Raw genomic sequence first — 12,896 nt, forward strand, 5'->3', positions numbered from 1 at the left:
GGTGGGCCGACCCGGCTGAATGCCGTGCCGACGGATCGCCTGTCAATGTCCTCGCTGCCGCCGCTTTCGCCCGAACAGCTCGTCAAGCCACGCCATTTCGAACTGCGCATGAGCTTGATCTTCTTCACGCTCTTCGTGCCGCTCGGAACGCATGTGCCGTATTTTCCCCTGTGGCTGCAGGCCAAGGGGTTCCACGCCGAGCAGATAGCCGTGATCCTCGCCGCGCCGATGTTCCTGCGTGTGGCAACGACGCCTTTTCTTACCGCGCTGGCAGACAAAGCGAGCGATCGCGCCAATGTCTATGTTGCGCTGGTCGCCGCATCGCTGATCCTGTCCGCCGGCTACCTCCTGCCGCCGACCTACGCAATGGTACTTGCCGTATCCCTGGCGCTGACGGTCGTTTGGACGCCGCATTCGCCGATTGCCGATTCACTCGCCCTTTCTGGTGTTCGCCGCTTCGGCTCGAACTACGCCGGCATGCGCAAATGGGGCTCGATCTCCTATCTCTGTGCCAATCTCGCCGGCGGTTTCATCTTGTCGGCGAGCGGTGCTCAGGCTGTCCCGGTGATCATCTTCGTGTCGTTATGCGCCGCGCTAGCCGCCGGGCTGATTGCGCCGCGCCTCGGCCGCCCGCGCCGCGCCTCGCCGCTTTCGGCTGCCGACATCCAGCAATCGGCATCAAAACTCCTCAACCCGTATTTTCTTTATTTTTCGACCGGGGTCGGCGTCATCACCGCCAGCCACGCGTTTCTCTACGGCTTCGTGTCGATCTACTGGAAGTCGATCGGCATCAGCGATTCGGTTGTTGGGCTGCTCTGGGGGTGGGGCGTCGTCGCCGAGATATGCATGTTCGTCGTCTTCACTCGGGCTTTCGCCTCCTTCTCGATCGTGTCGATCATGCTGATTGCCGGGACAGGCGCTATCGTGCGCTGGATCGCCTTCCCTTTGATCTGGCCGCTTGGACTTGGCGTTGGCGGGTTTTTCGCGATCCAGACGCTGCACGCGGTTTCGGTGGCGCTGGTGCTGATCGGCCTGCAAAAGATGATCGGTGAGACGGTCGTGGAAGAACGCACCGGGGCGGCGCAAGGCATCGCCTATTTTTCCAACGGCTTCTTCATGGCGGTGGCGACGCTCATTTCCGGTCCTCTTTACGACCGCTTCGGCGCGAACGGCTTCTTTGCCATGATCCCGATCACCCTGACGGGCCTGGCGCTGATCGGACTTGCGGCGCGTTCAGCCCCACAGCGCCGGCTCGGGCGGTGACACCAGCGACCCTTGATAGACGAGACCGGGAATGCGGTCGCGGGCTAGCAGCAACGGACCGTCGAGATCGACGAAATCGGCATCCTGCGCCAACAGAACGGCCGGCGCCATCGCAAGCGATGTGCCGACCATGCAGCCGACCATAACGCCAAGACCCAGTTCGCGGGCGCGGTCGCGAAGCACGAGTGCTGCGGTCAGGCCGCCGGATTTGTCGAGCTTGATGTTGATGGCGTCGTAGAGGCCGACAAGCGCTCCAATATCCTTCGCCTCGTGCACGCTTTCGTCGGCGCAGATCGGCACCGGATGCGCGATGTGGCGAAGAATACCGTCATGTCCCGCCGGCAGCGGCTGTTCGATCAAGGCGATACCTTGCGCAGCGGCAAAGGCGAGGTTTTCTACGATGTTGTCGTTCGTCCAGCCTTCGTTGGCATCAAGAATGATTCGGCTGTCGGGTGCCGCCGCCGTCACTGCGCGGATGCGGGCGATGTCGTTGTCGCCGCCGATCTTGACCTTGAGCAGCGGGCGCTGGGCGTTGGCGCGGGCCTGCGCCGCCATCGCTTCCGGCTCGGCGAGCGACAATGTGTACGCCGTCTCAAGCGGTCGTAACGGAACGGTTCGTATCGTATGCGCCACCGGTGTTCCGCTGATCTTCGCTTCCAGGTCCCAGAGCGCGCAGTCGATGGCGTTGCGTGCCGCGCCGGCAGGCATGGCACCGAGCAGGGCGATGCGGCTGATGCCGTGCGCGATCTCACTGCGCATCGCCTCTATCGCGCCACGCACACCCTCCATGGTCTCGCCATAGCGCTTGTAAGGAACGCATTCGCCGCGTCCTGTACGGCCGTTTTCGGTGATGGCGCAGGAAATCACCTCCGCTTCGGTCTTCGAGCCGCGCGAAATGGTAAAGGTTCCGGCTATCGGAAAGCGCTCGGCCTCGACCGAAATGACACGCGCCATATTTTTCTGCTCCGGCTGTGCACAAGGAGGATGTCGGCAAATCGACAGCTCGGCCCCGTCAGGCTAAACAGGACGCCATGTTGACCATCCGCAAACGCGACGCAAGCGGCCCTGCCAAGGAGCCCGACCACCAGCCGCGCATCGCGATCGGCGAGGAGGGCGGCGTTCTCGGCTGCGCTTTCTCGGGAAGCTGGACGACACGCACCGTGGCGTTGGTCGATGCCGAGATGCGCAAGATCGAGAAGCGCGGCGGCTTCAAGACGCTGGCGCTCGATCTGTCGCAGATCGAGAAGATGGACACTGCCGGCGCCTGGCTGATCGATCGCCTGGTGAGCAGCTTCGAAAAGAAGGGCGTCGAGATCAAGATGCAGGGGCAAAGCGAGATTGCCTCGATCCTGCTTGGCGCCGTCGGCGATGCGGTTCGACGCGAGCCCGGATCCGGTCTGGCAAAGCCGCCCAACTTCATCATTCGGGGGCTCGAGGCGGTAGGCCGTCGCGTCTATGAGATGCGCGACGATTTCCTGGCCGCAATGAACATCCTCGGCGCTACGATACGCGGCTCTCAGATGAAGCTTGGCCGTGGCCATGCCGTCAATATGGCGGCGATCTTCAACCAGATCGATCGCATGGGCGTCGGCGCCATACCGGTGGTGGTGCTGATGTCGGCCATCGTCGGTGCGATCGTTGCCCAGCAAGGCGCCTATCAGCTCAGTTATTTCGGCGCCGACATCTTCGTCGTCGACCTGGTCGGCGTGCTGATCCTGCGCGAGCTCGGCGTTTTGATGACGGCGATCATGATCGCCGGCCGCTCCGGTAGCGCGATCACCGCCGAGATCGGCTCGATGAAGATGCGCGAGGAGGTCGATGCGCTGAAGGTGATCGGTCTTAATCCAATCGGCGTGCTGGTGTTTCCGCGGCTGGTCGCGCTGGTCGTCGCGCTGCCTTGCCTGACGATCATCGCCAACTTTGCAGCACTGGGCGGCGGCATTTTGGCTGCGTGGCTCTACTCTGATATTGCACCGGCAGCGTTCATCGACCGGCTGCGTGTCGCAATCGACCTCAGCACCATCTTTGCGGGCCTGATCAAGGCGCCGTTCATGGCCATGATCATCGGCATAATCGCCTCGGTCGAGGGCATGAAGGTTGGCGGCAGCGCCGAATCGCTCGGCCAGCATGTGACCGCCTCAGTGGTGAAGTCGATCTTCGTGGTCATTATCCTCGACGGGCTTTTCGCCATGTTCTATGCAGCGATCGAGTTCTGAGATGGCGCTGCCGGGCACAAACACGACCAAGGTGGCGACGAAGGTCAAAGAAGACGAGATCGTGCTGTCGGCACACGACATCACCGTATCGTTCGCCGACCAGGTCGTTCTCGACAAATTGTCGCTCGATATCTGGCGCGGGGAGATTCTCGGCTTTGTTGGTGCCTCCGGTGCGGGCAAATCTGTTCTCTTGCGCACCATCCTTGGCTTGACGCGCAAGCAATCGGGCACAATCAAACTGTTCGGCGTCGACGTCGAGAAGGCAACCGAAAGGGAGCGCCTTCGAATCGACATGCGGCTTGGCGTGCTGTTCCAGCATGGCGCCCTTTTTTCGGCGCTGACGGTCCTCGAAAACGTCCAGGTGCCGATGCGTGAATATCTCGATTTGCCGAAGAAGCTGATGGACGAACTTGCCATGCTCAAGGTCGAGTTGGTCGGACTGCCGCCGGAGGCGGCGCAGAAATTCCCCTCCGAGCTCTCCGGCGGTATGATCAAGCGTGCCGCCTTGGCGCGCGCCCTGGCGCTCGATCCGGACATCGTTTTCCTCGACGAGCCGACGTCCGGCCTCGATCCAATTAGTGCGGCTGAATTCGACGAATTGGTCGTCAAGCTGCGCGATACGATGGATTTGACCGTGTATATGGTCACGCATGATCTCGACACGCTGTTTACCGCGTGCGATCGCGTGGCGGTGCTTGGCAACAAGAAGGTGCTGGTCGAGGGCACGATCGACGACATGCTCAGGAGCGAGGAACCCTGGGTAAAATCCTATTTCCGCGGAAAACGCGCCCGGCAACTTGATCTTGCGGCGCGCGCATAGCCATAAGTGAGCAATGGAAACCAGGGCCAACTACGTCATTGTCGGCATTTTCACGCTGGCCGCGATCCTCGCGGCTTTCGCTTTCGTCTATTGGACGGCGGCTATCGGCGAAAGGGGCGAGACGGCGGTGCTGCGCGTGCGCATTCCAGGCTCCGCTTCGGGGCTCGGCCGTGGCAGTTTCGTGCTGTTCAATGGCGTCAAAGTCGGCGACGTGCGCCGTGTCTATATTGACGTCGACAATCCGACTGCTGCTATCGCCGACACCGAAATAGACCGGAATACGCCTATCACCAAGTCGACGCAGGCCGATATCGGGCTTGCCGGCCTCACCGGCCAGGCCAACATCGAGCTCAAGGGCGCCGACCCCAAGGAGCCAAAACTCCTCGACGAGGCGGAAAAGGAAGGCCGCGTCGCCGAGATCGTTGCCAACCCGTCGGCCGTCACCAACCTGTTGCAGACGGCGCAGAACATCTTCACCCGGGCCTACAAGGTCCTTTCGGAGCTCGAAGGCTTCACCAAGGATGTTCGCGGGCCGCTGACGCAGACCGTCAACAATGTCCAGACCTTCTCCGATGCACTGGCCAGGAATGCGGACGGCGTCGACAAGTTCCTGGCCAGCGTCAGCTCGCTGGCGGACGAATTAAAAGGTGTTTCGGGCAAGCTCGACGGCACCCTGAAGGCGGCGGAAGGGCTACTCAACGCCGTCAACAAGGACCAGATCAAGAGCATCGTCGCCAATGTCGACACGGTCACCGCCAATCTCAAGGAAACCAGCAAGCAGTTCGACACGGTCATCAAGAACGTCGACACCGCGGTCGGCTCGATCAACGACTTCGCCCAGAAGACGCAAGGCACGCTGGCCAAGGTCGACGGCGTTCTCGACGGCATCGATCCGGCTGAGGTGCGCACCGCGCTGGCCAATATCCAGAAGGCCAGCGAAAACGCCAACGAGGCTGCCGCCGACATCGCCAAGGTGACCAACAAGTTCGCCAACCGAGCCGATGACATCGATGAAACCATCAAAGACGCGCACCAACTCGCAGGACGCCTCAACGATGCCTCGGTGCGAGTCGACGGTATCCTTGCCAAGGTCGACAAACTGCTTGGCTCCGGCCAGGCCGACGGCGTCATGGCCGACGCCAGAGCGACGCTGAAATCGTTCAAGCAGGTCGCCGACACGCTGAACGCCCGTCTCGGTACCATTACCGACAATTTGGCGCGGTTCTCGGGACAAGGGCTGCAAAACGTCGAAGCGCTGGTCCAGGACAGCCGCCGTTCGATCAACCGCATCGAAGAGGCGGTAACCGATCTCAGCCGCAACCCACAAAGGATCTTGTCCGGCGGCGAGGGCGAGGTCCGACAGTTCGACGGCAGGGTGCGCCGTTGACTTCGATCCCCGACCACCGCAAGAACATAGCTGGCAGATGCGCATTGTTTCCACGATCCGGGGGGGATCGCGTTTGAAGTCGATCAGTTCAGGCAGCATCACATCGGGCGGGTCTAAGGTCGGGGCGATGTTGCTGGCGCTTTCGCTTGCAAGCTGCGCAGCCTTGCCGGGCGGCAGACCGGCGCCGCTGGATACGTTCGAGCTTTCGGCGCCGTCGCTGCAAGCGCGTGCCCGCAGCCGGCGCCAGATACTCATCGCCCAGCCTTCGGCGCTCAAGGCGCTGGATAGCCAGAACATCGTCATCAAGCCATCACCGCGATCGATCCAGTATCTCAAGGGCGCGCAATGGGCCGACCGGCTGCCGATGATCGTACAGGCGCGGCTGGCAGAGACGTTCCAGCGCTCGGGCAGCTTCACCGGCGTCGGCAAGCCAGGCGAGGGGCTGGCGATCGACTATCAGGTGATCGTCGAGATCCGCTCGTTCGAGGTGCGTGTCGATGGCGGCGAACATGCCGAGGTCGAGCTGTTCGTGCGCCTGTTGAACGACCGCAACGGTGAAGTGCGCGCTTCGAAGACGTTTAGCGCCATCGCGCCCGTTTCGGGCAATGGCAACCAGGCCTATGTCGGCGCGCTCGATGCCGCGTTCGGCGATGCGGCCGGGCAAATCGTCCGCTGGACCGACACTGTGATCTGACGCGGCCGGAACTGCTGGCACGGCACTCTACAGCGCCAATGGAATTCAGTACGGCATGAAAAAGGCGGGAAATCCCGCCTTTTCGTTTATTCTCTATCGCCCGCTCTAGTGAAGGCGGCCGCTGGCGTGTGCCAGCATCGTGTAGACCTTGCCGGTATCCGAGGTCAGGTAGGTCTGTGCCATGATGTTGTCGCGGTCGTTGCGCGACACGTCCTTGAGCAGCTTTTCGAAATCGTCGCAGTAACGATCGACAGCAGCTCGGAACTCCGCCTCCGACTGATATTTGCGGCGGATCTCGTCGAACGTCTGCTGGCCCTTCAGCGTGTAAAGTCGGCGCGTGAAGACGTCGCGCTCGCCGCGCCGGTAGCGGTTCCACAGCTCGATCGAGGCGTCGTGATCGATGGCGCGCGCGATATCGACCGAGAGTGAGTTCAGCGATTCCACGACATGAAGCGGCGAACGCGCAGCGGGAGCAGGGCGCGGCGCTTCGGCGGGCGCCGCCGGCTTGGCGTCGTCTTCGCGCGATGCACCGGTCAGGAGGTCGCGCACCCAGCCGCCTTGCGGCGTGCGGCCGTTGGGGTCGCGCTGGCGTGGCGCTTGGTCTGCGGGACGTTCGAGGTCGAGCGTGCCGCGCAGCGCCGCCTCGCCCGAAGGCGCCTGCGGGGGACGGCGCTGTTCTGGAGCCGGAGCCGGGCGACGTGGCGGCTCAGCGGCGCGTGCGGCAGGCGCTTGCGGCGCCGGACGCAGGTTGCGCTGTTCCGAACTGTCGGCGCTACGGCCAGATTTCGCAACGATTTCAGAAAGTTCCTTCAGCGCGTTGATCTGCTCTGAAACGGCACGGCGGATAGCCGTGGTCGATTCCTTTGCTTCTTCCGGCATCTCGATGACGCCTTTCTTGAGCTCGGCGCGGGTGAGGTCGAGCTCGCTCTTGATCGAGCCGGCGGTACGCCGCATCTCTTCGGTCGCATCGGCAAAGCGCTTGGTGGCCGAATCGACCACTTCGGAAATCGCGGTACGGATCTTGTCGGCGGATTCCAGCGTCTTGCCTTCGGCGTTCTGCAGCGTTTGGCCGACCAGATTCTCGAACGAGCGCATGACCCTTTCGAGATCTTCCGATTTCTTGACAAGGCCGACGGCGAGGTCCTCCAGCGACGATTGCCTTTCGAGCGTGTGCTCGAGATTGCTCTGGGCCGAGCTCAACAGGTCCGAGGCACTGGAAAGCAACCGGCTGTGCTCGTCGAACTTGGTGGCGATAGAAGCAACCTCGCGCAAGGTCGAGGACGACAGCTCGGTGAGCCGCGTCGTGTTCGAATCGACCAGGCGCGCCGAACTGGCGAAGGTCTGCGCGGTCTTTTCCGTGGTCGCTGCGAAGCTTTGCGTGCTCCCGGTCAGGCGTTCTTCAACCTGGCCGAGATTGCCCGCCGCCTGCTCGATCAATTGACCGAGCTGCGAGCTGGAGGTGGTCATGCGGCCGATGAGGTCGGCAACGCTGTCGGCAAGCGTCGAGCGCGCGCCTTCGACGGCCGACAGGGTTTCGGCCGTGCGGCTGGCGAGGGCGTCGACGAGGGCGGCGTTTTGAGTGCGCAGCTTCTCGGTCGCACGTTCTGTGACCTCTTCCATGCTCTTTTGCAGCTCGGAGCCGCCCTGGGCAAAGCGCTCGACCAGAGGCCGTGCCGTCTCGTCCAGGATTTTCGATATTTCAGCCGAACGTGCCGCAAGCATCGTATTGAGCTCGCGAGTATTGGCACCGATGGTCTTTGCAGCGTCATTGGTGCTCTGGCCGATATGCTGGCCGACCGCGGTGAAGGTTTCGGCGATCGTGTTGGCACGCGAGACCAACTGCGCCTCGGCGTTCGCAACCTGCTCGTTGAGCTTTTGGCCCATTGTCTCGGCGGAGTAGGCGAGGCGGTTCTCGACGCCGGCGACCTGCTCCTCGACGCGGGCCGCTGTGGCAGCCGCACTCGATGCCAGGCGTTGGTCGGCGCCGGCAAGCACCTGCTCGATTTCACGCGCATGGACGGCGAGTTCCTGGCCAGTCTGCCTGGCGCGCTCGGCAACCCGCTGCTCGGTGCTGGTGAAGGCGCCGACAATGGTGTCGGCATGTTCGCCGATGGCGGTGCTGCTGTCGGCGATACGGGATACCAGGCGATGATCCGCCTCCTCGAAGATGCGGCCGATCTCAGCCGCACGGGCCGAAAGTGCTTCGGAGCCTTCGGCAATGCGCGAAATAAGTTGCTGGTCGGCGGCATCGAAAATGCGACCCAGATCCGACGCGCGTGCCGCGAGCGCTTCGGCGGATTCGCCGATGCGCACGCCCAGCCGCTCGTCGGCCGTTTCGAAATTGCGCAGGATGTCGCCGGCACGTGCCGCCAGCGACTGGGCCGTTTCGATGGCGCGAGAGACCAGCCTGTGGTCCGCCGCGTCGAAGGTGCCGGCAATCTCACTTGCTCTGGCTGCCAGCTGATCGGCCGTTTCCTGGGCGCGCGCGAGCAGGGTGTTCGACGTGTCGTCGACGCGGGCAATCAGTGCGCTCGACGTATCCTCGGCGCGCGCGGCAAGGCGACGATCCGCCTCTTCAAAGGTGCGGGCGATGTCCTCCGCCCTGGCGAGCAGGGCAGCGGAGGTCTGCTCGGCGCGCTCAGCGATCTTGCGGTCGGCATCGCTGAATGCCGCGCCCGCCTGCTCATGCAGCGCGCTCGTGACTTCCAGGACCTTCTCACGCAGCGCCCCGGCGACGAAGACCGCGCTTTTTTCGAGCACACTGCGAACGTTGTCGACACCCGTCGACAGCGCCCGCTCCATGGTGCTGGCGCGCTCCTCGATGATGCCTGTCTGCCGGCTGAACGCCTGCTCGATCTTTTCTACGTCGGCAGCGATTGCATCGGAGATGTCGGTGCTCCTGGCAGCGATCTGGTCGATATGGCCGGACAGCGAACGGTCGACATCCTTGCGCGTTTCGGCGAGCCTGGAGAGATCGTCCTGCAATGCGCGGGTCAGCATGTCGCGGCCCTCGCTCAGCTTGCCGACATGACCGGCGACGATCTCGTCGACCTCGCTGCGGCTCATTGCAAGCCTCTCCAGGTCGGCTTCCAACGCTCGCCTGAGGATGTCGCGGCCTTCCGCCAGTTTCTCGACCTGGCCGGCAACCAGCCCATCGATGCTCGAACGGCTTTCGGCCAGCTTGGCGAGATCGTCCTCGAGCGCCTTCGACAGGGTCGAGCGGTCCTGGACGAGCTTCTCTGCGTGGGTTGCGACAAGGCTGTTGACGTTGCCGAGATCGGCTTCCAACGCACGCGAAAACTGCGCGCGATTATCGGTCAATAGCTGCGACTGATCGGCGATGGCGCCCCTGATCGTGTTGAGATCGGCCTCCAAGGCGCGCTTGAGGATATCGCGGCCTTCGGCCAGTTTCTCGACCTGGCCGGAAACCAGTCCGTCGATGCTCGAGCGGCTTTCGGCCAGCTTGGCAAGATCGTCTTCCAAGGCGCGCTTGAGGATGTCGCGACCCTCGGCCAGCTTCTCGACCTGGCCGGCGACCAGCCCGTCGATGCTCGAACGGCTCTCTGCCAGCCTGGCAAGATCGTCCTCGAGCGCTTTCGAGAGGGCCGAACGCTCTTCGGTAAGCTTGTTCATATGTTCGGAGACGACGCCCCGCACGGTCTCGAGATCGGTCTCCAGTGCCCGCGACAGCTGACCACGGTCTTCCGCCAGCTTTTCGGACTGGCTGGCGATGACGCCCTTGACAGTGCTCAGATCGGCTTCGAGCGCTCGCTTGAGGATGTCGCGGCCCTCCGCCAGTTTCTCGACCTGGCCGGCAACCATCACATCGATGCTCGAGCGGCTTTCGGCCAACTTGGCGAGATCGTCCTCGAGCGCCTTCGAAAGCGTCGAACGGTCTTCGGCAAGCTTGTTCATGTGATCGGAGACAACGCCCCGCACAGCCTCCAGGTCGCTCTCCAGCGCCCGTGACAACTGGCCACGGTCTTCCGCCAGCTTTTCAGACTGGCTGGCGATGACGCCCTTGATAGCGTTCAGGTCCGATTCAAGCGCGCGCTTGAGGATATCGCGGCCTTCCGCCAGCTTCTCGACCTGGCCGGCAACCAGCCCATCGATGCTCGACCGGCTTTCGGCCAGCTTGGCAAGATCGTCCTCAAGCGTCTTCGAAAGCAGGCTGCGGTCATCGGCGAGCCTGCCGGAATGATCAGCGATCAGACTCCTGATGTCGGAGAGGTCGTTATCGAGTGACTGGGAAAGACCGCTGCGGTCTTGCGCCAATTTCGCCGAATGCGCCTCGATGAGGCCATTGATGCCGGCGATGTCGGCTTCCAGCGCACTGGCGAGTATGGCGCGACCCTCGGCGATCTTTTCGACCTGACCGGCGACGAGGCCGTCGATGGCGGCGCGGCTCTCTGCCAACTTGCCGAGGTCGGCCTCGAGCGCGCGCGAAAGGATGCTGCGGCCTTCGGCGAGCTTGCCGACGTGCCCGGCAACCATTTCATCAATTATCGTACGAGCTTGCACGAGTTTTCCGGAGTCTTCGTTCAGGGCCTGGGCCAGCCTGTTGCGACCCTCTTCAAGGCTTTCGAGATGGCTGCCCAGTGAAGCGTCGATCGCTGCGCGCGATTCGTTGACCTTGCGCAGATCCTCCTCAAGGGCGCGCGAGATAAGGCTGCGGCCTTCGGCAAGCTTCTGCACCTGGTTGGCCACCGCTGCGTCGATTTCGGCGCGACCCTCGGCGAACTTCGCCAAATCGGCCTGCATTGCCGCCGCCATCCGGTCGCGGCTTTCGGAAAGCTTGCGGCTATGGTTTTCGACGGCTTCCTCTATGCCGGCGCGAGCATCGGCAAGCCGCTCGATGTCCGTGTCGAACGAACGCGATACGACATGGCGTGCCGCTTCCATGCGCCCGGCGAAATCGCCGGCGCGGGCTTCAAGCATGGTCGAGGTCGATGAAATGATGTCGGCCATGTCGGCACCGATCTGGGTCTTGCCCTGATCGATCATTGCCGACAGCGTCTCCTTGCTATCCTGGAAGGTGTGGGCGATTTCGCGCGCGCGCTCGACCAGCGTCTCGTTGATCTGGCGTGCGCGAGCCTCCAGCGCGGCGTTGAGCTTCTGCGTGCCGGTGTCGAGCGCCTCGGCGCGGGTCTGGAACTCGCTGATCAGCGCCTGGCCACGTTCGGCAAGCGTCCGCTCGATGCCGTTGAGGCTGGCTTCGAATTCCGAATTGAGTGTGCGGGCGGCGCCGCCGAGCAGCGACACCATGCCGCTCGTGCGGTCGTCGAGCAGGTCGGTCAGCGACCGCGTCAGGCCATCGGTGGTGTCCGTCAGCTTGGCGATGCGGGTGTCGAGCAGGCTGGCGAAGGCCTCGCCCGACGTCGACAGGCGATCGGTGATCGATTCGAGCCGGCCTTCCACCGAATCGAAGATCGACATCGAGCTTCCGTTGATCCTGTCGATCAGCGTGTCGCCGGATTCGTTGATCGTCATCGACAGCTTGGTCGAGGCGTTGAGAATGCTGTCGCGAATGATATCGCTGGCGGCGTTGATCTCGTCTTTCAGTGTCTCGTGGGCGCCGGTGATCGAGGCGCGCACGCGCTCGGCATGGGTGACGACTGCTTCGCGCTCGCTGCCCAGCCCATCGACCAGCGAGCGGATGCGGGACTCGTTCTCTGAATAGGAGCGCTCGATCTGGTTCACCTCGCTGTGAACCAGCGTTTCGAGCTCGACGGCACGCGCAAGCGTGCGTTCGATGCCTTCGCCCATGGCTGCCACCTCGCGGCGAACCGCTTGGCCGATCATCATGACGCGATCCTGGGCAAGATTTTCCGGCTCGGCCAGACGGAAGGCCACCTCGGTCATCGACTGCGCGGCAAGGCGCATCTCCTGAGCGCGGCGAATCATCACTGCGAATGCCCAGAACAGGATGACAGGCACGATTGCCGCGACCGCCAGGCCGATCAGCTCGGGACGGGCGAAAAACTGATCGAAGGTGCGGATGTTCCAGATGCCAGGTCCGAACAACAGGTTCGCAAGGCCGCCAGCGCCGGCGATCCAGGCCAGCGAAACGAAAGCCACGACCCAATAGATCGTGTTCGAGGCGCGCCGATTGAGGGTGTGCAGGAGCGTTTTATAGTCTTTTTGACGATCGTCGTTGGCCGGCGAGAAAGCTGCCGGCTGCGAGCCATTGCGCGTTGCGACAGGACGCAACTCAGCCGGCTTGGCCTTTGGCGCGGAATTTGCGTTCTGGCTTTGATTGGCGGCTTGTGCCGCGCTCTGGGTCTGGTCCGGGGCAGGCGGTTCGTTCTGGCTGCGACCTTCGCGCGCCAGCTCGTCGGCGGCTTGCGATATTTGCGCTTCCAGATCTTCCATGGATGCCGCCATGTCGAAGTCGCCGCCGGCATCGCCGCTCAGGTCGATATCGAGTGCCTTTTCGAGTTCTCTGGCTACGTCGCTGTCGAGCGTTCTTGTCGTCGTTGGTTTCTTCGCCATGCCTTCGCTACCCTGTACAAGCTG

Annotated in this window: 7 protein-coding genes; 5 read left to right on the forward strand and 2 right to left on the reverse strand. The window is 63.0% G+C overall.

Features of this window, described 5'->3' with window-relative positions; translation table 11 throughout:
• Nucleotides 1-45: 45 nt before the first annotated feature.
• Complete coding sequence (locus NKH83_RS20285; RefSeq protein WP_352806946.1) at nt 46-1,263, forward strand: MFS transporter; 1,218 nt, start codon at nt 46-48, stop codon at nt 1,261-1,263.
• On the opposite strand, the gene dgcA is transcribed toward NKH83_RS20285, so the two are convergent.
• Nucleotides 1,234-2,217 carry an N-acetyl-D-Glu racemase DgcA gene (gene dgcA / locus NKH83_RS20290; protein WP_254820177.1) on the reverse strand — a complete coding sequence of 328 codons (984 nt, stop codon included), beginning with the start codon at nt 2,215-2,217 and terminating at the stop codon, nt 1,234-1,236. The genes NKH83_RS20285 and dgcA overlap by 30 nt on opposite strands.
• Nucleotides 2,218-2,294: 77 nt before the next feature.
• On the opposite strand from dgcA, the gene NKH83_RS20295 reads away from it, so the two are divergent.
• From NKH83_RS20295 to NKH83_RS20310, 4 genes are all read left to right on the forward strand, one after another.
• Nucleotides 2,295-3,479 carry an ABC transporter permease gene (locus tag NKH83_RS20295; protein ID WP_352806949.1) on the forward strand — a complete coding sequence of 395 codons (1,185 nt, stop codon included), beginning with the start codon at nt 2,295-2,297 and terminating at the stop codon, nt 3,477-3,479.
• Nucleotide 3,480: 1 nt separating this feature from the next.
• Nucleotides 3,481-4,299 (forward strand): ABC transporter ATP-binding protein, encoded by an 819-nt coding sequence (locus NKH83_RS20300; RefSeq protein WP_254820179.1) that lies wholly within the window; start codon nt 3,481-3,483, stop codon nt 4,297-4,299.
• 13 nt (nt 4,300-4,312) lie between these two features.
• Complete coding sequence (locus NKH83_RS20305; protein ID WP_352806953.1) at nt 4,313-5,686, forward strand: MlaD family protein; 1,374 nt, start codon at nt 4,313-4,315, stop codon at nt 5,684-5,686.
• A gap of 127 nt (nt 5,687-5,813) precedes the next feature.
• A complete protein-coding gene (locus NKH83_RS20310; RefSeq protein WP_352807093.1) occupies nt 5,814-6,380 on the forward strand; it encodes an ABC-type transport auxiliary lipoprotein family protein in 567 nt (188 codons plus the stop codon).
• 105 nt (nt 6,381-6,485) lie between these two features.
• Here NKH83_RS20310 and NKH83_RS20315 read toward each other — a convergent pair whose 3' ends face one another.
• Entirely contained in the window at nt 6,486-12,872 is a 6,387-nt protein-coding gene (locus NKH83_RS20315; RefSeq protein ID WP_352806956.1) for an apolipoprotein A-IV repeat region-like domain-containing protein, read from the reverse strand.
• Nucleotides 12,873-12,896 lie beyond the last annotated feature (24 nt).

The sequence above is a fragment of the Mesorhizobium sp. M0909 genome, assembly GCF_040319515.1.
Classification (GTDB): domain Bacteria; phylum Pseudomonadota; class Alphaproteobacteria; order Rhizobiales; family Rhizobiaceae; genus Mesorhizobium.